Annotated in this window: 17 protein-coding genes and 2 tRNA genes; 10 read left to right on the top strand and 9 right to left on the bottom strand. The window is 67.4% G+C overall.

All coding sequences use genetic code 11. The features are described 5' to 3' along the window. The first annotated feature begins 175 nt into the window (after positions 1-175). The gene (locus tag ACZ50J_RS06710; RefSeq protein ID WP_464300489.1) at positions 176-2,020 is read left to right on the top strand and encodes an NAD(P)-binding domain-containing protein; all 1,845 of its coding nucleotides are present in this window, start codon (positions 176-178) and stop codon (positions 2,018-2,020) included. Positions 2,021-2,147: 127 nt separating this feature from the next. Here the strand turns inward: ACZ50J_RS06710 and ACZ50J_RS06705 are convergent, their stop codons facing one another. After that, on the bottom strand, positions 2,148-2,735 hold the full coding sequence (locus ACZ50J_RS06705) for a T6SS immunity protein Tdi1 domain-containing protein (RefSeq protein ID WP_464300488.1): 588 nt from the start codon (positions 2,733-2,735) through the stop codon (positions 2,148-2,150). 256 nt (positions 2,736-2,991) lie between these two features. Here ACZ50J_RS06705 and valS point away from each other — a divergent pair, with 256 nt between their 5' ends. The 6 genes from valS to ACZ50J_RS06675 all read left to right on the top strand — a co-directional run bounded on the left by valS (position 2,992) and on the right by ACZ50J_RS06675 (position 9,893). After that, positions 2,992-5,634 (top strand): valine--tRNA ligase, encoded by a 2,643-nt coding sequence (gene valS / locus ACZ50J_RS06700; RefSeq protein WP_464300487.1) that lies wholly within the window; start codon positions 2,992-2,994, stop codon positions 5,632-5,634. A gap of 184 nt (positions 5,635-5,818) precedes the next feature. Next, a complete protein-coding gene (locus ACZ50J_RS06695; protein WP_464300486.1) occupies positions 5,819-6,505 on the top strand; it encodes a DUF4129 domain-containing protein in 687 nt (228 codons plus the stop codon). After that, positions 6,502-7,044, top strand: coding sequence for a hypothetical protein (locus tag ACZ50J_RS06690; RefSeq protein ID WP_464300485.1), 543 nt, complete (start codon positions 6,502-6,504; stop codon positions 7,042-7,044). The genes ACZ50J_RS06695 and ACZ50J_RS06690 overlap by 4 nt, the downstream gene beginning before the upstream one ends. Beyond that, a complete protein-coding gene (locus ACZ50J_RS06685; protein ID WP_464300484.1) occupies positions 7,041-8,021 on the top strand; it encodes an AAA family ATPase in 981 nt (326 codons plus the stop codon). The genes ACZ50J_RS06690 and ACZ50J_RS06685 overlap by 4 nt, the downstream gene beginning before the upstream one ends. A gap of 7 nt (positions 8,022-8,028) precedes the next feature. Then, complete coding sequence (locus tag ACZ50J_RS06680; protein ID WP_464300483.1) at positions 8,029-9,339, top strand: DUF58 domain-containing protein; 1,311 nt, start codon at positions 8,029-8,031, stop codon at positions 9,337-9,339. Beyond that, complete coding sequence (locus ACZ50J_RS06675; RefSeq protein WP_464300482.1) at positions 9,336-9,893, top strand: hypothetical protein; 558 nt, start codon at positions 9,336-9,338, stop codon at positions 9,891-9,893. The genes ACZ50J_RS06680 and ACZ50J_RS06675 overlap by 4 nt, the downstream gene beginning before the upstream one ends. A 26-nt stretch (positions 9,894-9,919) precedes the next feature. On the opposite strand, the gene clpX is transcribed toward ACZ50J_RS06675, so the two are convergent. The 5 genes from clpX to ACZ50J_RS06650 all read right to left on the bottom strand — a co-directional run bounded on the left by clpX (position 9,920) and on the right by ACZ50J_RS06650 (position 14,530). Further along, complete coding sequence (clpX, locus tag ACZ50J_RS06670) at positions 9,920-11,209, bottom strand: ATP-dependent Clp protease ATP-binding subunit ClpX (protein WP_464300481.1); 1,290 nt, start codon at positions 11,207-11,209, stop codon at positions 9,920-9,922. A gap of 296 nt (positions 11,210-11,505) precedes the next feature. Next, the gene (locus ACZ50J_RS06665; protein WP_464300480.1) at positions 11,506-12,174 is read right to left on the bottom strand and encodes an ATP-dependent Clp protease proteolytic subunit; all 669 of its coding nucleotides are present in this window, start codon (positions 12,172-12,174) and stop codon (positions 11,506-11,508) included. Then, entirely contained in the window at positions 12,171-12,758 is a 588-nt protein-coding gene (locus ACZ50J_RS06660; RefSeq protein ID WP_464301324.1) for an ATP-dependent Clp protease proteolytic subunit, read from the bottom strand. The genes ACZ50J_RS06665 and ACZ50J_RS06660 overlap by 4 nt, the downstream gene beginning before the upstream one ends. A gap of 238 nt (positions 12,759-12,996) precedes the next feature. Further along, positions 12,997-14,361: a trigger factor gene (gene tig, locus ACZ50J_RS06655; RefSeq protein WP_464300479.1), complete on the bottom strand. Its 1,365-nt coding sequence runs from the start codon at positions 14,359-14,361 to the stop codon at positions 12,997-12,999. 95 nt (positions 14,362-14,456) lie between these two features. Then, positions 14,457-14,530 (bottom strand) — tRNA-Pro (locus ACZ50J_RS06650). Between the two features lie 115 nt (positions 14,531-14,645). On the opposite strand from ACZ50J_RS06650, the gene ACZ50J_RS06645 reads away from it, so the two are divergent. Together ACZ50J_RS06645 and ACZ50J_RS06640 are read left to right on the top strand one after the other, a co-directional pair. Next, positions 14,646-14,716 (top strand) — tRNA-Gly (locus ACZ50J_RS06645). A 365-nt stretch (positions 14,717-15,081) separates the two neighbouring features. Then, a complete protein-coding gene (locus ACZ50J_RS06640) occupies positions 15,082-15,261 on the top strand; it encodes an antitoxin (protein WP_464300478.1) in 180 nt (59 codons plus the stop codon). Between the two features lie 83 nt (positions 15,262-15,344). Here ACZ50J_RS06640 and ACZ50J_RS06635 read toward each other — a convergent pair whose 3' ends face one another. The 3 genes from ACZ50J_RS06635 to ACZ50J_RS06625 form a co-directional block, all read right to left on the bottom strand. Next, positions 15,345-16,433 (bottom strand): PP2C family protein-serine/threonine phosphatase, encoded by a 1,089-nt coding sequence (locus tag ACZ50J_RS06635; RefSeq protein WP_464300477.1) that lies wholly within the window; start codon positions 16,431-16,433, stop codon positions 15,345-15,347. 93 nt (positions 16,434-16,526) lie between these two features. Then, on the bottom strand, positions 16,527-16,994 hold the full coding sequence (locus ACZ50J_RS06630; protein ID WP_464300476.1) for a ribose-5-phosphate isomerase: 468 nt from the start codon (positions 16,992-16,994) through the stop codon (positions 16,527-16,529). 13 nt (positions 16,995-17,007) lie between these two features. Next, a complete protein-coding gene (locus ACZ50J_RS06625; protein WP_464300475.1) occupies positions 17,008-17,646 on the bottom strand; it encodes a mycothiol-dependent nitroreductase Rv2466c family protein in 639 nt (212 codons plus the stop codon). Between the two features lie 142 nt (positions 17,647-17,788). On the opposite strand from ACZ50J_RS06625, the gene pepN reads away from it, so the two are divergent. Continuing rightward, positions 17,789-20,395: an aminopeptidase N gene (gene pepN, locus ACZ50J_RS06620; RefSeq protein ID WP_464300474.1), complete on the top strand. Its 2,607-nt coding sequence runs from the start codon at positions 17,789-17,791 to the stop codon at positions 20,393-20,395. Positions 20,396-20,399 lie beyond the last annotated feature (4 nt).

Genomic DNA, 20,399 nt, shown 5'->3' with positions numbered 1-20,399 from the left:
CACAGATGAGGAATCAGTCTTCGCGTGAGCTTGCGGCGAGATCGCGTTGTCATCGGCCACCAGGGCAACTCCTCCCGACGACGCGCGGACGGACGTTGCAACGCCGTGCAACGCTTCCCATCAGCGTAGTCACGGAGTGTGCTGTGGGTCACATCCGCGAGAGAAAGGACACGCGATGACCCAGACCTTGGATCCGCGGGCCGCCAGCACCGACAGCACCACGGCCACCCCTCGACAGCGCGCCGAGAAGTGGCTCGCCGACTTCGACGCCGCACTGCGAGCCCGGGATGTCGAAGCGGCGGCCGGACTCTTCGCGACCCAGAGCTTCTGGCGCGACCTGGTGTCCTTCACCTGGAACATCCGCACCGTCGAGGGGCCGAGCGGCATACGGGACCTGCTGCAGCACACGTTGGACACGACCGACCCGTCCGACTGGGCACTCAGCGAGGAGCCGGCCGAAGCCAACGGCGTGATCGAGTGTTGGATCACCTTCGAGACCACAACGGGGCGCGCCAAGGGCCACCTACGGCTGAAGGAGGAGGACGGCGAGACCCGCGGCTGGACGCTGCTGACCAGCCTGCGGGAACTGAAGGGCCACGAGGAGGACCAGGGCGACCGCCGACCGAAGGGAGTCGAGCACGAGCTGGCACGGGGCAGGAAGTCCTGGCTGGAGAAGAAGCAGGACGAGGAGTCCTCGCTCGGCCGCACCGCACAGCCGTATGTCGTGGTCATCGGCGGCGGCCAGGGCGGCATCGCACTCGGCGCGCGGCTCCGGCAGTTGAAGGTCCCCCACGTCGTGATCGACAAGCACGACCGCCCCGGGGACCAGTGGCGCGGCCGTTACAAGAGCCTTTGCCTGCACGACCCGGTCTGGTACGACCACCTGCCCTATCTGCAATTCCCTTCCAACTGGCCCGTTTTCGCGCCGAAGGACAAGATCGGCGACTGGCTGGAGATGTACACGCGGGTCATGGACGTGCCCTACTGGTCGCGTTCGTCCGTCAGGTCCGCGACCTACGACGCGGACACCGAGACCTGGCGCGTGGTCGTGGACAAGGACGGCGAGCAGATCGTCCTGGAGCCGAAGCAGCTCGTTTTCGCGACAGGTATGTCGGGCAAGCCGAATCTGCCGTCGTTCGAAGGAATGGACGTCTTCGCGGGCGAGCAGCAGCACTCCAGCCAGCACCCCGGGCCGGAGGCCTACACCGGCAAGAAGGTCGTGGTCATCGGCTCCAACAACTCCGCGCACGACATCTGTGGTGCGCTGTGGGAGCACGACGCGGACGTGACGATGGTGCAGCGCTCGTCGACCCACATCGTGAAGTCCGCGTCACTGATGGACATCGGCCTCGGCGACCTCTACTCCGAGCGAGCCGTCGCCTCGGGTGTGACCACCGACAAGGCCGACATGATCTTCGCGTCGCTCCCCTACCGGATCATGCACGAATTCCAGATCCCGCTCTACGAGCAGATGGCCGAGCGTGACAAGGACTTCTACGACCGCCTGGAAAAGGTTGGCTTCCAACATGATTGGGGCGACGACGGTTCTGGTCTGTTCATGAAGTACCTGCGCCGCGGGTCCGGCTACTACATCGATGTGGGCGCCGCCGAGCTCGTCTGTGACGGCAAGGTGAAGCTCGCGCACGGCAATGTCGATCACCTGACCAAGGAGTCGGTGGTGCTCGAGGACGGCACCGAGCTGCCCGCCGACCTGGTCGTCTACGCCACCGGCTATGGCTCGATGAACGGCTGGGTCGCCGACATCATCGATCAGGAGACCGCCGACAAGGTCGGCAAGGTGTGGGGCCTCGGCTCGGACACCACGAAGGACCCCGGCCCATGGGAGGGCGAGCAGCGCAACATGTGGAAACCCACGCAGCAGGAGGCGCTGTGGTTCCACGGCGGCAATCTGCACCAGTCACGGCACTACTCGCTCTATCTGGCGCTGCAACTCAAGGCGCGTTTCGAGGGCATCCCGACACCGGTGTACGGGCTGCAAAAGGTCCATCACCTCTCGTGACGGCTTCCCGCGAGCACCTATCGCTACTGTCGTCGGTTACTCGCCGATACCAGCGAGTAGGGGCGAGTAACCGACGACAGTCGTCGGTTACTCGCCCCTGGCGTCGACTCCAGGTGTCGCCGTGGCTTCAGTGCGGCTGACGCGCCGCGATCTGCCGATGTATGTCGGCGACGTGCTCGGGACCGTTGCCCTTCTGCAGGTTGTCCAGGTTGACCTGCCCGCCGAGCGCGAGGATCGGGTCGAAGTAGTAGACCTCGTCCGCGCCGAGCTCACCCTGTGCGTCCCGCGCGGCCTTGTGCAGATCGCGCAGGTCGGCCAGGTGCGACGACGATCCGGTCAGGTGCTCGGTGAAGAACGCCACGCCGTCCTCGGACACGATCGCGTTGTGCTGGAAGTGCGGGTCCAGGCACTGGATGCGGTCCCGGCCGTCCGCCCGGTCGTAGTGGTAGACGTGCCCGAAACTCGTGACCGCGAACGGCACGCTCGTCACGCCGGACCCGAACCACGTCTGCAGGACCGGCATCCAGGTGCCCGGGTCGACGAGGGCGACACGACCACCGCCGTACCAACCGAGGCCGTGGGTCCGCCAGAGCTCGATCAGCGCCGATGGCAGCTGGCCCTCGCCATACGTGATGAAGTCGGCGTCCGGGACACGCGTGCCGGCGTCCGGCGGGAAGGTGTCGATGAACGGCTGCACCGTCGTGGTGTCGGGCATTACTCACTCCCCAGTGATCCGGTGTTGCTGATTTGTAACCCGACGTTAGCGCCCGGCCGCGCCAACTCCCGGTATTGCCCCACCGTGCCGTGCCTCACGCCGCCCTCAAAACGTCGCGAGTGACGGCTTCCTCGCCGACTGACGGTCTGATCGCGCCGTCACTCGGCGAGGAAGCCGTCATTCGGCAGAGATGGGTGGTCGGCCCACGGCGAAACCGATTCGTCGCCGCGCTCGGGGGGATGGGATCATGTGCGGTATGACTGACGCCGCCGAGCAGAATGCCCCCCGGATCCCCGACAAGCCGACCGTCGACGGCCTGGAGGACAAGTGGGCGGCTGTATGGCGGGAGCAGGACACCTACAGGTTCGACCGCGAGCGCGCCCTGTCGCTCCCCCGCGACCAGGTGTTCTCGATCGACACGCCGCCGCCGACCGCGAGCGGCAGCCTGCACGTGGGTCACGTCTTCGGTTACACCCACACCGACGTGGTCGCGCGCTACCAGCGGATGCGGGGCAAGGAAGTGTTCTACCCGCTCGGCTGGGACGACAACGGCCTGCCGACCGAACGCCGTGTGCAGAACTACTACGGCGTGCGCGGTGACCACTCGGCGGCATACGACCCGGACTTCACGCCGCCGCTGCAGGGCGCCGAGGGCAAGTCGGTCAAGGCGGCCGACCAGGTGCCGATCAGCCGCGCCAACTTCATCCCGCTGTGCGACGAGCTGACGACCGAGGACGAGAAGGCCTTCGAGTCGCTCTTCCGCCGGCTCGGTGTCTCCGTCGACTGGGCGCAGACCTACCGGACGATCGACGACCGTTCGCGCGCGGTCGCCCAGGAGGCGTTCCTGCACAACCTGGAGCGGGGCGAGGCCTACCAGGCCGAGGCGCCGGGCCTGTGGGACGTGACGTTCCAGTCCGCCGTCGCGCAGGCCGAGCTGGAGGCGCGGGACTACCCGGGCGCCTTCCACCGCGTCGCCTTCCACCACGGCGACGAGAAGGTCTGCATCGAGACGACGCGCCCTGAGCTGATTCCCGCGTGCGTCGCCCTGATCGCACACCCGGACGACGAGCGCTACCAGGCACTCTTCGGATCCACAGTTACCTCACCGCTCTTCGGCGTCGAGATCCCGGTGGTCGCCCATCGCCTCGCCGAGGCGGACAAGGGCGCCGGCATCGCGATGTGCTGCACCTTCGGTGACCTGACCGACGTGATCTGGTGGCGCGAGCTGCAGCTGCCGACCCGCTCGATCATCACCCGCAACGGCCGACTGCAGGGCGAGACCCCCGCGTGGGTCGCCGGCGGCCCGGGCGAGACGTTGTATGCCGAGAGCATGGCCACCAAGACGGTGCACTCAGCCCGCGTCGCGATCGTCGACGCACTGCGCGAGTCCGGCGACCTGGACGGTGAGCCGAAGCCCACCCAGCGCAAGGCGAACTTCTTCGAGAAGGGCGACAAGCCGCTGGAGATCGTGACCAGCCGCCAGTGGTACCTCACCAACGGCGGTCGCGACGCGGACCTGCGCAAGGCCCTGGTCGCCCGCGGCGAGCAGATCGGCTTCCACCCGGCGTTCATGCGCAGTCGCTACGCCAACTGGGTCGACGGGCTCAACGGTGACTGGCTGATCAGCCGGCAGAGGTTCTTCGGCGTGCCGTTCCCCGTCTGGTACCCCCTCGACGCCGATGGCGAGCCGGACCACGAGCACCCGATCCCGGCTGCCGCGGACTCGTTGCCGATCGACCCCGCGACCGATGTGCCGCCGGGCTACACAGCCGAACAGCGAGGCGTGCCCGGCGGATTCGTCGGCGACCCCGACATCATGGACACTTGGGCCACCTCGTCGCTGTCCCCGCAGATCGTGTCCGGCTGGCCCGTGACGAGCAACGCGGGTGGCCGCAACGACGACGAGCTGTTCGCCAAGATCTTCCCGATGGACATGCGCCCCCAGGGCCACGACATCATCCGCACCTGGCTCTTCGCGACCGTCGTGCGCAGCCACTTCGAGCACGACACCGTCCCGTGGACCGACGCCGCGATCAACGGCTGGATCCTGGACCCGGACCGCAAGAAGATGTCCAAGTCCAAGGGCAACGCGGTCACTCCGGAGGACGTGCTGACCCAGCACTCCGCCGACGCGGTCCGGTACTGGGCCGCCTCGGGACGCCTCGGCATGGACGCGGCATACGACGAGAGCCAGATGAAGGTCGGCCGTCGCCTGGCGATGAAGCTGCTCAACGCGAGCAAGTTCGCGCTCGGCATGGGCGAGGTCGACGGAGACCTGGCCGAGGCGGTCACTGACCCGCTCGACCTGGCCCTGCTCGCCGGACTGCACACCCTGGTGGACCAGGCGACGAAGCACTTCGAGTCGTGGGACTACACCCGCAGCCTGGAGCTGACCGAGGCGTTCTTCTGGACCTTCTGCGACGACTACATCGAGCTGATCAAGGACCGCGCCTACGGCAGCCAGGGCGACGCCGCAGCCGCGAGCGCACGCGCCACGCTACGCATCGCGCTGGACGTCCAATTGCGTTTGTTCGCACCGTTCCTGCCCTACTCGACCGAGGAGGTCTGGTCGTGGTGGCACGAGGAAACCGTGCACCGCGCGTCGTGGCCGACGGTCGACGAGTGCGGTCCGTCGACCGGCAATCCGGCGGCACTGCAGGTGGTCGGTGACGCCCTCGCCGGCATACGCAAGGCGAAGTCCGATGCCAAGCTCGGCATGCGCGCAGAGGTGACCTCGGTGACACTCGCTGCCCCGACCGACGCGCAGGAGCTGCTGCGGGCGTCCGAGGGCGACCTGCGGGCAGCGGGCAAGCTCACCGGCGCGCTGGACTACGCCGACGCCGACGCGCTGCAGATCCGCGACGCGCAGCTGGTTCCGCCGCCCCCGCGGAAGAAGTGACGACTGTCGTCGGTTACTCGCCCACCACGGGATTTCCGGGCGACTAACCGACGACAGTAGCCAGTCGCTCGTAACGAAAGAATCGCGTTGCGACGTGCGAACGCATCCGGCGCCGTAGGTTGGACCGGTGGAATCTGGGGTGGACAGATCGCCGCGGGGGGCGGCGGATCGCCGGTTACTGCTCGTGGCAGCAGGAACCGTGCTTGCTCTCATGGCGCTCATCGTCGTCACGACGGCGTCGCGCACGCCGATCCTGCAGAGTCCCGACCGGGATCCGAACCTGCACATCCGGCACGCCAAACTCACCGCACTGGTGCAGCGACCGTCCTCCAGCTCGGCTCCCACCAACTCCTCGGGTGACCGACCGAGCGGCCTCTACCAGGTGCTCGGCAACATCATCCTGTTCGCCATCATCGGTGCCCTGTTGTTGGTCGTCCTCTGGGTGACGGTTGCCGTCGTACGATCCGTCATCCGCCGCTGGCGACACCGGCGCCGGGTCCAGCACGACGGGCCGCCGCCCGAGGTGGACGACGCCGTACTCGACGCAGTCACCGAGGCCGCCGGGCGCCAGCAGTCCCTCATCCTGGAGGGCACGCCGTCGAACGCCATCGTCGCCTGTTGGGTCGACCTGGAGCAGGCGGTCGCACAGGTCGGCGTCGCACGACGGCCCAGTGAGACCTCCGCCGAACTCACCATCCGGGTGCTGGACGCGCTCGACGTGGACCGGCGCGCGTTGCGAACGCTCGGCGCGCTCTATCGGGAGGCCCGCTTCTCCGCGCATCCGTCGACCGAACCGGACCGGGCAGCCGCGCAGGAAGCGTTGTCCGTGCTGTACCGGTCACTGCTCGCGACCGCCAAGGCGCAGGTATGACGCGCCCCGCCCCTCGTCTCGACCCGGAACGGCCGCGCAGCTGGCCGCGACGGGCCGCCACCCTGCTGATCTGCTGGGTCGTCGTGTGGGCGCTCACCGGCTGGCTGCAGATGCACCCACAACCGGTGGGGATCCTCGCGGCGCTCGGCGCTCTCTTCGCGGTCTGCTGGTGGGCGACCGACCGCCGCGCCGCCTGGGAACCGACCGACTGGGCCGGCGATCCGATCGGCCGGCGGCTGCGCACCAGTGCCGACTCCCGGATCAGCTACCTGCGTCGGCTGATCGACGACGCGGCGGTGCAGAAGGCCGACGGTGAGCCGAACGCGAGTGCGGGCAGCGTGCAGGGCATTCTGCGCGACATCACGATCGACCGGCTCCAGCACAGCGCCACCACCAGCGGCATGGGGCGCGTGCCGGACGACGATGCGCTGATCGCCGGCGCCGACCCGCACCTGGCCGACTACTTACTGGCTGATCCACCACCACTCGTGACACATCGAAACCTGACCGACATCATCAACCGCATCGAGGCACTGTGACCGAGCAATCCACCGCCATACCGTCCATCGCCGAGACGACCGCACGCGCCGAGCAGATCCTCGACCGCGTCGGCACGGCCGTCGTCGGGAAACGCGCCGCGCTGGAGCTGGTCCTGGCGACAGTCCTTGCCGGCGGCCACGTGCTGCTGGAGGACAATCCCGGGCTGGGGAAGACACTCGCCGCCCGATCCCTGGCACAGACGCTCGGGCTGGACTTCGCCCGCGCCCAGTTCACCCCGGACCTGCTGCCGGCCGACCTCACCGGCTCGTTCATCTTCGACCAGCGCACCGCCACTTTCGATTTCCGCAGGGGTCCGCTCTTCACCGGGCTGTTGCTCGCCGACGAGATCAACCGCACGCCGCCGAAGACCCAGGCCGCACTGCTGGAGGCGATGCAGGAACGCCAGGTCACGGTCGAGGGCGAGACTTTCCGCCTGCCGCATCCGTTCCACGTCATCGCGACCGCGAATCCCGTTGAATACGAAGGTACTTACCCACTCCCCGAGGCACAGCTGGATCGGTTCCTGACCCGAGTCAGCTTCGGTTACCCGACCGGGGACGAAGAGACCGACGTGCTCCGGCGCCGCATGCAGCGCCGGCACGAGGACATCACCCTCGAACCGGTCACCGACGCCGCCGGGCTGCTCGGAATGCAGGCGGCGATCGAGCAGCTCGTCGTCGAGGACTCGGTGATCGACTACTGCGTCCGCCTCGCCGCAGCGACGCGCGATCACGCACAGGTGCTGATCGGTGCCTCCCCGCGAGGTTCCCTCGCGCTGCTGCTGGTCGGCCGGGCGCTCGCGGTCGTGCGCGGCCGGGACTACGTGACTCCCGAGGACATTAAGACCGTCGCTCAGGCGGTGCTGATCCACCGGGTCACCATCAAGCCGGAGTTGTGGATGAGTGGCGTGACCGCGTCCACCGTCGTCCGCGGCCTGCTCGACAACGTGCCGGCGCCGACGACGGCAAAGGCCTGAGCGACACATGGAGAGCCGCACCACCCGCGTCGCGGACGAGGCCATCAGCTGGCAGGTCACGCCGGCATTCCTGCGGGCAGCGATGCTGGCGGTGGTCCTCATCGGTGCCGCCGTCGGCTTCGGCCGACCGGACCTGCTGGTGCTCGGCACGCCGTTGCTGATCGTGACCGTGTGGACACTCGCGACCCGCCCCGGCGCCATACCCGACATCACCGGGACGGCCTCGACCAGATCACCGGTCGAGGGCAGCACCCAGGCCTGGACGGTGCGCATCGACGGTGCCGAAGAGGCGGAGCAGTTCGCGCTGTTCGTCGCCGACCGGCGCATGCTCACGATGACGCCGGACTCGGGCGCCATCGCCGGCACGCTCGAGGACGGACACGCCCTGCGCACCCTGCGGTGGCGACCGGACCGATGGGGCACCCGCCAGATCCTCGGCACCCGGGTCGCGCTCTACGGTTCATGGGGCGGTTTCCGCTACGGCGCGGCACGACTGCCGGGCATCGAGATGACGACGCTGCCGGACACCGCGGCATTCGACAGCAGGAGGGCACTACCCCATCCGCAGGGGCTGATCGGCGTCAACCGCAGCAACACCCGCGCCGAGGGCACGGAGTTCGCCGACATCCGGCACTTCCAGGCCGGCGACCGGTTGCGACGGATCCACTGGCCGGTCTCGGCCCGCACCGGCACGCTGCATGTACGCACGTCGTTCGCCGAACAGGACACCGAGGTTCTCGTCGTGCTGGACGCATCGACGGACTACGGCACCGGGGACCCGGAGGACGACACCGCCAGTTCCCTCGACCTCGGCGTGCGGGCGTCGGCCGGTCTGGCGACACATTTCCTCGGCCGCGGCGACCGCGTCGGTATCGAGGTCGTCGGAGGCATGCACGACGTCCGGGTGCCGATCGGCATGGGCGCGCTGCATCGCCGCCGGATCATCGACTGCCTCGGCCGGATCGAACGCGGTGCCGGGGCCGGGTTCCGCGCGGCCGCTGTTCACACCCGACTGCAACCCGGTGGCGTGCTGCTGCTCGTCAGCCCGTTGCTCTCCCCGATGCCGTTGACCCTGGCCGCCAAGCTCGCGCAGCGCGGCGTGACCGTGCTGGTCGTCGACTGCTTCCCCGGAGACCTGCCGATGGACGATCCGGTCATGGCACTCGCCGTACGCCTGCGGCTGTTGGAGCGCGCACGCGAGATACACGCGATCGAGCAGCACGGGGTGCCGGTCACCCCGTGGCGTGGACCGGGAAGCCTCGACCCGGTGCTGGAACGGCTGTCCGCCCGGCCACAACCGCGGATGGTGCGCCGATGAACCTGTTCCCCAGCATGGACCGCATCGTCCAGTTGCACCGCGACCGGATGGTCGCCCTGGCCACGGCGCTCGCGGCGGCCATCCTGGTGCTGCTGATCACCGACCTCGCCGCGAGTATGACGTGGTGGGGCCTGCTCGCGACGTTGGTCGCCTGCTCGGTCGTACTCGGCAACAGTGAGAGTTTCGCCGGGCTGATCCTGCTCTGCGCGATGCTCGTGCAATGGGTCACCAGCGGGATGGCCGACGGGTCGTGGTGGGTCGTGCCCGCCGCCTGGCTGCTGCTGATCGCGCACGTGGCGGTGGCGCTGACCGCCAGCGGTCCCGACCAGGCGCCCATCCCCCGGGCCGTGCTCGCCCTCTGGGTCCCCCGCACCGTCCTCGTCGGTACGGCGACGACCGCGGTCGCCGTACTCGCCCTGTTGATCGAGCCGACGAACGACCAGCTCATCCCGTATGGCGTGGCCGGTGTCCTGATCGCACTCGTCGTCGCAGTCCTGGTGGTCATCCGGCTGACCGACGACCCGGACACGGAAACGCCCGACTCCGGTCGGTGACCGGGCCGGGCGTTCCTACGCTCGTATCAGGCGGATTCCTTGCGCTGCGTGCGCTTTCGGGCCGGTGGCGCCTCGCGGCGGACGATCGTCGGATTGACGTTGTCGAGGACGACTTCGCGCGTGATCACCACGCGGGCGATGTCGTCGTCACTCGGGACGTCGAACATGACCGGCAGCAGCACCTCTTCGAGGATCGCGCGCAGTCCGCGGGCACCGGTGCCGCGCAGCATCGCCTGCTCGGCGACGGCCTCGACGGCGTCCTTGGTGAACTCCAGCTCGACGTTGTCGATGTCGAACATCTTCTCGTACTGCTTGACCAGGGCGTTGCGCGGCTCGGTCAGGATCGAGACCAGACCCTCGCGGTCCAGCGGCTCGACCGAGGTGATGACCGGCAGGCGGCCGATGAACTCCGGGATCAACCCGAACTTCATCAGGTCCTCCGGCAGCACGTCGGAGAAGCCGGTCATCGGGTCCTTGGCGGTCTTCAGGTCGGAGCCGAAGCCCAGCCCCTGCCGCCCGGTGCGGCCCTCGATGATCTTCTCCAGACCGGCGAACGCGCCGCCCACGATGAACAACACGTTGGTCGTGTCGATCTGGATGAACTCCTGGTGCGGGTGCTTGCGACCACCCTGCGGCGGGACGCTCGCGGTGGTGCCCTCGAGGATCTTCAGCAGCGCCTGCTGCACACCCTCACCGGAGACGTCGCGGGTGATCGACGGGTTCTCGCTCTTGCGGGCGACCTTGTCGATCTCGTCGATGTAGATAATGCCGGTCTCGGCCTTCTTGACGTCGAAGTCGGCGGCCTGGATCAGCTTCAGCAGGATGTTCTCGACATCCTCGCCGACATACCCCGCCTCGGTGAGGGCGGTTGCGTCGGCGATCGCGAACGGCACGTTGAGCATCCGGGCCAGCGTCTGCGCCAAGTAGGTCTTGCCGCAGCCGGTCGGGCCGATCAGCAGGATGTTGGACTTGGAGATCTCGACCGGCGGGCCGTCCTTCTTGGTCGCCGCGGGCTGGTCGGCCGCCTGGATGCGCTTGTAGTGGTTGTAGACGGCGACGGACAACGCGCGCTTGGCGTCGGTCTGGCCGATGACGTACTGCTCGAGGAAGTCGAAGATCTCGCGCGGCTTCGGCAGCTGCTCCAGGCCGAGCTCGGAGGTCTCGGCGAGCTCCTCCTCGATGATCTCGTTGCACAGGTCGATGCACTCGTCGCAGATGTAGACACCTGGTCCGGCGATGAGCTTCTTGACCTGCTTCTGGCTCTTACCGCAGAAAGAGCACTTCAGCAGGTCGCCGCCTTCTCCGATGCGTGCCACGTGCCCTCCAGTCGTATGCCGTGCTGCGTATGTCGTGCCGGTCGGTCGTGCTGCCACCCGGCGTCGCGGGTGTCGATCACTTCGTCGGGCCGACGCTACCTTGCGTGGACCGTCGCAGGTTCCATTGAAACCCGGTGTTGCGCGTCAAGTCACGCCTGTCCGCTGACAGCGGAATGCGCGCCCTTCGGCCGCAGTGCGCGACCGCGGCTGCAAACGCCGAGTGACGGCTTCCTCGGCGAGTGACGGCCGGAACAGACCGTCGGTCGCCGAGGAAGCCGTCACTCGGGATGGCTCTGTTACTGGGCCGAGGCCTTACGGCTGCTCAGCACCTGGTCGATCAGGCCGTACTCTTTGGCCTCCTCGGCCGTCAGGATCTTGTCCCGCTCGATGTCCTGCTTGACCTGCTCCGGCGTGCGGCCGGTGTGCTTGGCCCAGGTTGCCTCCAGCCACTCGCGCATGCGGAACACCTCGTTGGCGGTGATCTCCAGGTCGGAGGCCGTGCCGCCGGTGCCCTCCATCGCGGGCTGGTGGATCAGGATGCGTGCATTGGGCAGTGCGAACCGCTTGCCCGGGGAGCCCGCGCCCAACAGCACCGCGGCGGCGGACGCCGCCTGGCCGATGACGAACGTCTGCACGTCGGGCTGGATGTACTGCATGGTGTCGTAGATCGCGGTCAACGCCGTGAACGAACCACCCGGGGAGTTGATGTACATCAGGATGTCCCGGTCCGGGTCCTGGCTCTCCAGCACGATCAGCTGCGCGATGATGTCGTCCGCGGACGCGTCGTCGACCTGCACCCCGAGGAAGATGATGCGGTCCTCGAAGAGCTTGTTGTAGGGGTCCGACCGCTTCATGCCGTAGGAGGTGCGCTCCTCGAACTGCGGCAGGATGTAGCGGCTGCTCGGCTGCGGGGCCTGCAGCCCGGCATACGGCGAGTTCATGTGTCCTCCAAAGCTGTTGCTCATGAGTTGCTCCGACCCGGTGCGTCGGTCGAGCTCTCGAAGACGTGGTCGACGAAGCCGTACTCGAGGGCCTCCTGTGCCGAGAACCAGCGGTCGCGGTCGGAGTCCTTCTCGATCTGCTCGACGCTCTGACCGGTGTGCTCGGCGATCAGCTCGGCCATCTGCTTCTTGATGAAGACCATCTGCTCGGCCTGGATCTTGATGTCCGAGGCCGTGCCGCCGATACCGCCGGACGGCTGGTGCATCATCACCCGCGCGTGCGGCGTCGCGTAACGCTTGCCACGCGTGCCGGCCGACAGCAGGAACTGGCCCATGCTGGCCGCCATACCCATGGCGACGGTGGCGACGTCGTTGGGGATCCAGTTCATGGTGTCAAAGATCGCCATGCCGGCCGAGATCGAACCGCCGGGGCTGTTGATGTAGAGCCAGATGTCCTTCTCGGCATCCTCGGCCGCGAGAAGCAACATCTGCGCGCAGATCGCGTTGGCGTTGTCGTCGCGGACGTCGGAGCCGAGGAAGATGATTCGTTCCTTGAGCAGCCGGTTGTAAATCTGATCGTCCAGGCCCATCTGTCCTTCGGTGGCCATGGACACCTCCTGTGCGTTGCTCACCGCGTCTCCATCGTTCGTTGGTGATGATGTGTCATCTCACTGGACCCTAACGCCCGCACCCCCCGACTAAGTCCCCGGTTCCGACGTTGTTCGCCCACGGCGGAATTGTCGGCTCGCAAGTCCGCCCGACGGACGACGAAACCCCTCCCTCGCCCGATGGCGCGGAAGGGGTTTCGTGGTGTCGTCATACCTGCGAGGTATGCCGGGAGCCTGCTCAGACGGTCGCGTCGTCCTTCGACTCGGCGTCGTCCTTCGACTCGTCGGCGGTGTCGTCGGCGCCGGCCTCGTCGGTCGCGCCCTCGACGTCCTCGTCCTCGTCATCGAGCTCGCTGAGGTCGACCTCGTTGCCGTCGGTGTCGACGACCTTGATCTCGTCGAGCACGGAGGCGAGCGCCTTGCGGCGGGCGACCTCACTCATGATCGCGGGGACCTGGCCCTGCTGGTCCAGCACCTGCGCGAACTGGTTGGGGTCCATGCCGTACTGCTGCGCAGACATGACGATGTACTCGATCAGCTCTTCCTGGGAGACCTGCACCTCGTCGCGCTCGACGAGCTTGTCCAGGATCAGCTGGGTCTTGAGCGACTTGCGGGTCGACTCGTCGACCTCCGCGCGGTGCTCGTCGTCCTCGAGGCGGTCCTCGTTCTCCAGGTGCTGGTGCACCTCGTCCTCGATGATCTTCTCCGGCAGCGGCAGGTCCAGGGTCTCCAGCAGGTGGTCCAGCGCCTTGTCACGCGCCTGCACCCCCTGCTCGAAACGCTTGCCCTTCTCGACCTGCTCGGTGACCTCGGCGCGCATCTCCTCGAGCGTGTCGTGCTCGGAGGCCATCTGGGCGAAGTCGTCGTCGAGTTCGGGCAGCTGACGCTCCTTGACGGCCTGCACCGTCACCGTGACGTCGGCGTCCTCACCCTCGTGGTCGCCACCGGCCAACGGCGCGGTGAAGGTCTTGGTCTCGCCGGCCGACAGCCCGGTCAAGGCCTCGTCCAGGCCGATGAGCATGTTGCCCGAACCGATCAGGTAGTTGATGCCGGAGACGTCGTCGATCTCCTCGTCGCCGATGGTCGCCTTCAGGTCGATGGTGACCGAGTCGCCGTCAGCGGCCGCGCGCTCGACGCCGGCCAGCGTGCCAAAACGCTCACGCAACGCGTCGAACTCCTTGTCGACGTCCTCGTCCGACACCTTCAGCGGGTCGACCTCGACGGTGATCTGCGAGAAGTCCGGCAGGTCGAACTCCGGCGCCGTGTCCAGCTCGGCGTCGAACTTCAGCGGCTGCTGGTCATCGACCGGCACCTCGGTGACCTCGACCTCCGGCTGACCCATCGGACGCAGGTCGTTCTCGGCCAGTGCCTGGCTGTAGAACGTCGGCAGCGCCTCGTTGATCGCCTCCTGCAGCACCGCCGGACGGCCGATGCGCTGGTCGATGATCCGAGCCGGCACCTTGCCCTTGCGGAAGCCCGGCACCTGAATCTGCGAGCCGATGGCCTGGTAGGCCTCGTCGACGCTCGGCTTCAGTTCCTCGTAGGGAACCTCCACGGAAAGCTTCACGCGGGTCGGACCCAACTTCTCGACGGCACTCTTCACTGCAGGGACTCCAAAAATGGTGGTGGTACGGCTCCGGACTGGGAGCCCGTCATTGCTGCGATGTCGTACACCGCACTAACACGTCATGCTAGCTGTCGGGGTAGCCGGATTCGAACCGGCGGCCTTCCGCTCCCAAAGCGGACGCGCTACCAAGCTGCGCCATACCCCGTGCCTGTGCTCCATCAACTTCACCGCCGCGCATGCCGGTTTTGGCGTGCACGAGGGCGGGCAGTAGGCTAACGCCTCGGTGAGCAGGGCCGCACATCGGCGGTCGCATCCACCACGCGGGCGTAGCTCAATGGTAGAGCCTCAGTCTTCCAAACTGATTACGCGAGTTCGATTCTCGTCGCCCGCTCCCTCACGATGAACGGCCCGTGGCGCTTGTCGCCACGGGCCGTTCATCTGTTCGGTCGCCTGACTCCTTTTGGCTCCGCTCCTCCTCCGGCAGGACTCGCTGGCGCTCGCCCTGCCGGCATCGTCGCTTCACCCTGTGGACCGTCGGCACCCTTTCGTCAGACTTACCAGCGCTCGCGCCGCCGTTGCACGCCTTTTCCATGATCGAGCGACCCGCATCGTGACTACATCGGTGTTCTTTTCGGGCTTACCTACTCGTGGGTAGAAATTGGTCGTACGGGTCTCGACTCTGCTGCGCCAAATGTGCGAGGGTGCAAGGACCAGCCGTTGACGTGGGGTCGACGGCGAACAGAAGGAGATATTCCAATGGGTCTGTTCGACAGCGCCAAGGACAAGATTTCCGACCTCGCCGGTGACAACCAGGACAAGATCGAGGACGGTGTCGACAAGGCGGGTGACGTCGTCGACGACAAGACCGGCGGCAAGTTCTCCGACCAGATCGACAACGCCGGAGACACGGCCAAGGACAAGCTCGGCGACCTCTGAACCGCCGAACTCAACGCGAAGGGCCCGGGTGCACACCCGGGCCCTTCGCTGTGTCGTGGCCGGGACGGCCCCGCACGTTCAGCTCACTCGCGCCAGATCACCACAACGGCGCGGTCGTCGGCCAGTCCCCCGCTGCCCATCGTGCAGATCCGGGTCGCAGCACCACGCGCACCGACCGACAACGCCCGATCCGCATGACCGAGCATCCGGTCCACGCCCTGCATCAGGTCGACGCCCGGCTGCTCGATGACACCGTCGGTGAAGAACAACAACGCGTCTCCGCGCTCGAGGCGCCCGCTCACCCGGGTGAAGTCGTCGGCCGACTGCCGGTCGAGTATGCCGAGGGCGATGCCCGAAGCCCCGTCGATCCGTGCGAACCGGCCCGAGCCGGCGCGGAAGTGCATGGCCGGCGGATGCCCGGCCGAGCCGATGGTGTATTCGCCGGTGGCCAGGTCCACAGAGGCGTGCACGGCCGTCGCGAAACCCTCCGACCAGCCCTGCCGCATGAGGTAGTCGTTGGCCGCGGGGAGGAACCGGTCCGGCTCCATCGCACCGAGCAGACCCGCGAACGCGCCACCCAGCAGCAGCGAACGGGTCCCGGCGGTGCAGCCCTTGCCCGAGACGTCGACCAGCGCCAGGTCGAACCGGTCCCGCGTCGGGCAATTGCCCACGACGAAGTCGCCCGAGAAGGAATCGCCATACGCCGGCTGCACACTCGACTCGACATTCCAGCCGGCAGGCAGGATGGGCAACTGCCCCTGGACCCGTAGCCGCTCCCGCAGGTCCATCAGCATCGAACCGCCGACCGCGGTCGTGACGCCGGCCCGCGTATGACGCCGATCCACCACCGACACAACGGCCATCGTCGCGGCCAGCACGAGCCCGAGCGCGAACGCTTCGGAGCCTCCGCTGTCGAGCGCACTCATCAGGTAGACGACGCCGATCGCGGCGAACACCCACATCGTCCGTCGGGTCGACAGCACCATGCGTGCGGCGACCGCGAGCGGGATGAAGAAGGCGAAGGTCACGTCCCGCGGCCACGCCACAGTGACCAGCCCGACCAACAGCACCAGGCACACGAGTGCACCTGTGGCGCTGCCGGATCCGGGTCGAACAGTCGCCGCCGACGGGCGGGCGAGCCGCCGCGGTGCAAGCGAGAGATCGATGGCCATGTCGGAATCCTGACCCGCCGCTGAGGACAGGATCGACAGAATTTACTGACTTCTTACCCATCCCATGCCAAATCCATGAGATAGGGTGCGCGCTCACTCCTCGGGAGGCAGCTGACCGCTCTTCTCGTACTCGCCGACCATGTCGATTCGGCGCTGGTGACGTTCCACTCCGGAGAAGGGCGTCTCCAGGAAGACCCGCACCATCTCCTTGGACTCCTCGACGGTGTTGAACCGGCCACCGATGGAGATGATCTGTGCGTTGTTGTGCTGTCGGGCCAGCTGTGCCAGCTCGGTGTTGTAGCACAGCGCGGCGCGAACGCCCTTGACCTTGTTGGCCGCCATCTGCTCACCGTTGCCGGATCCGCCCAGCACGACGCCGAGCGAATCGGGCTCGGCCGCGACCGCCTCCGCGGCGCGCAGCACGAACACCGGGTAGTCGTCGAGTTCGTCATACTCCGTGGCGCCGTGATCGACCACGTCGTGGCCTTCCTCGGCGAGCCAGGTCACCAGCGCCCGCTGCAGTTCGTATGCCGCGTGGTCGCCGCCGATGTGTACCCGCATCGTGTGTGTCTCCTCAGCTGAAGTCGGGACCCTTGGTGCGGGTCCGCTTGATCTCGTAGAAACCCGGGGTGCCGGCGACCAGCAGGCAACCGTCCCAGAGCTTGCCCGCTGCCTCGCCCTTCGGAGCCGGCGTGACCACCGGGCCGAAGAACGCCACGTCGCCGATCGACACGACCGGGGTGCCGACATCCTCGCCGACCAGCCCGATGCCGCGCTCGTGCGACATGCGCAGCAGCTTGTCGATCTCGTCACCGGGGACGTTGTCGTAGTAGCCGATCAACTCGGCCGGCAGACCGACCTCGGCGAGCGACTCTGCGACGGCCGTGCGCTGACCCTCGTCCGTCCCGCCCATGCCGCCCGGGTGCAGGCGGGTGCCGATGGCGTCATACAGCTTCTTCTTGTATTCGTCACCGTGCTCGCGCGCGGCGGCGATGACCACGCGCACCGGCCCCCAACCGCGGTCGAGGAGCTCCCGGTAGCTCTCCGGAAGGTCGTCGCGACCCTCGTTGAGCACCGACAGGCTCATCACGCTCCAGGTCACGTCGATCGGGCGGACCTTCTCGACCTCGATCAACCATCGGGACGTCATCCAGGCCCAAGGGCACAGCGGATCGAAGAACATTTCTGCGGACTGCCGCTCGTCTGTTGTCACGCCTCAATCCTGCCACTGCGACGAAGGCCCGTTCCTCGCCCCCGCCGCCGTGACCTGAGTCGATTGGTTCAGCCTCCGGCTGACCGGCGCCCCGTGCGAGGATGACGGCATCCCATCCCACCTCGATGACGGAGCCTTTGCAGTGCCCAACACCAACCTCACCCGTGAGGAAGCGCAGCGTCGCGCCGCCTCACTCAGCGTCGAGTCGTATGACGTGGCCCTGGACCTGACCACCGGTCCCGAGACCTTCCGCACCACATCCCGCGTGCGTTTCACCGCGACCGACACCGCACCGACGTTCATCGACTTCCTCGGACCATCGGTCGAGTCGATCACCCTGAATGGCGAATCCATCGACCCGGCAACGGCTTTCGATGGCGCGCGGATCGCTCTTCCGACCTTGGCCGAGTCCAACGACCTCACCGTCGTCGCGACCGGTGTCTACATGAACACCGGCGAAGGGCTGCACCGTTTCGTCGACCCGAGCGACAACGAGGTCTACCTCTACACGCAGTTCGAGGTCGCCGACAGCCGCCGCGTCTTCGCGGTCTTCGAGCAGCCGGATCTGAAGGCGACCTTCGCCTTCACCGTCACCGCGCCGGCCCGCTGGGAGCTGATCTCCAACCAGCCGACGCCCGAGCCGGAGACTGCCGAGCAGACCTACACCGGACCCACCGGCACCACCGAGCCCGCCGCGACGTGGCACTTCGAGCCGACGCCGCGCCTTTCGTCATACGTCACCGCCCTGGTGGCCGGCCCGTACGACGTGGTGCGCGACGAGGTGCAGGCAACCGGTCGCACGGTGCCGCTCGCGGTCTACTGCCGCAAGTCGTTGCGCGAATACCTCGACGCCGACAACCTTTTCGCGGTCACCAAGAAGGGCTTCGCATTCTTCGAGGAGCAGTTCGGCGAGCCGTACCCGTTCGCGAAGTACGACCAGATCTTCACCCCGGAGTACAACGCCGGCGCCATGGAGAACGCCGGCTGCGTCACCATCACCGAGACCTACGTCTTCCGCACCCAGGTGTCCGAGGCCCTCATCGAGCGTCGCGCGCTGACCGTGCTGCACGAGCTGGCGCACATGTGGTTCGGCGACCTGGTCACCATGCAGTGGTGGGACGACCTGTGGCTGAACGAGTCCTTCGCCGAGTGGGCATCCACCTGGTGCCAGGCGGAGGTCACCGAGTGGGACACCGCCTGGACCACCTTCTCCAGCTCGGAGAAGACCTGGGCCTACCGCCAGGACCAACTGTCGTCGACGCACCCCGTCTACGCCAACATGCGCCACCTCGAGGACGTCGAGGCGAACTTCGACGGCATCACCTATGCCAAGGGCGCGTCAGTCCTCAAGCAATTGGTCGCGTATGTCGGCATCGAGCCCTTCGTGGCCGGATTGCGTTCGTACTTCGCGAAGTTCAAATGGGGCAACACGACCTTCGACGACCTGCTCGGCGAGCTGGAGGCGACGTCGGGCCGCGACCTGTCAAACTGGCGCGAGCTGTGGCTGAAGACCTCGGGCGCCAACATCCTGCGCCCGGTGGTCGAGGTGGACGACGCCGGTGTGATCACCAAGCTGCAGATCGAGCAGACCGCGCCGGCCGCCTACCCGACGCTGCGCCCGCACCGGCTCGCGATCGGCAGCTACCACCTGTCGGGCGGCTCGCTGACCGTGCAGGAATCGATCGAGGTCGACGTCGACGGCGAGCTGACCGACGTCCCGAAGCTGGTCGGCAAGCCGATGCCGGACCTGTTGCTGGTCAACGACCAGGACCTCACCTACGCCAAGGTGCGACTCGACGCACGCTCCCTGGAGACGGTGTTGGCGAACCCTTCCGGAATCGCCGACTCCCTCACTCGCGCAGTCGTTTTCGGCGCCCTGTGGGACATGACCCGCGACGGGGAGCTCGACCCCCGCAAGTACATCCGCTACGCGCTGGACGCGCTGCCGGCCGAGACGGACTCGAACCTCCGCATGGGGCTGTTGTCGCAGGTGACGGGTGCGACGACGGCGTTCCTGACCTCGGGGGCCGTCGGCAACACGACATCGTTCCTGCGTCCGGAGCAGCGTGCCGAGACCGCCGACCACGTGACGAAGGCGTTCCGCGCCCTGATGGCCGGCGCCGAGCCGGGCAGCGACGCTCAGTTGCAGTACACCCAGGCGTTCGCCCGGTTCGCACATCACGCGGACGACGTCGCCTACCTGCGCGGATTACTCAGTGGCACAACGGTTCTCGCCGGCCTGCCGCTCGACACGGATATGCGTTGGACGCTGTTGACGTCGCTGGCCGCGGCCGGCGCAGCGACCGACGCGGAGATCGACGAGCAGCTCGCTGCGGACAACACCGCGACCGGCATCGCACGGGCTGCCGGCGCGCGGGCGACATACCCGACCGCCGAGGCCAAGGAGAAGGCCTGGAAGGACCTGATCGACTCCGACACGTTGCCGAACGAAACGGGTCGTGCGGTCGCTCTCGGCTTCGGCCGCGTGCACGACACCGCGCTGCTCGAACCGTATGTCGAGCGCTATCACGCCGCACTCCGCGACGTCTGGGACTCGCGGACCTACGCGATGGCTGCGGGCATCGTGAAGCTCATGTACCCGATCGCGCTGGCCAGCCAAGAGCTGATCGACGCGACCGAGGCATGGCTCGAGGCCAACCAGGACGCGCCCGCCGGGCTGGTGCGTCTCGTCGCCGAGAACCGCGACATCGTGCGCGTCTCGCTGACGGCACAGGGCTACGACGCCTGAGTCG

It is taken from the genome of Flexivirga sp. G2 (assembly GCF_055397625.1).
This window is presented reverse-complemented; position numbering and strand designations above follow the sequence as displayed.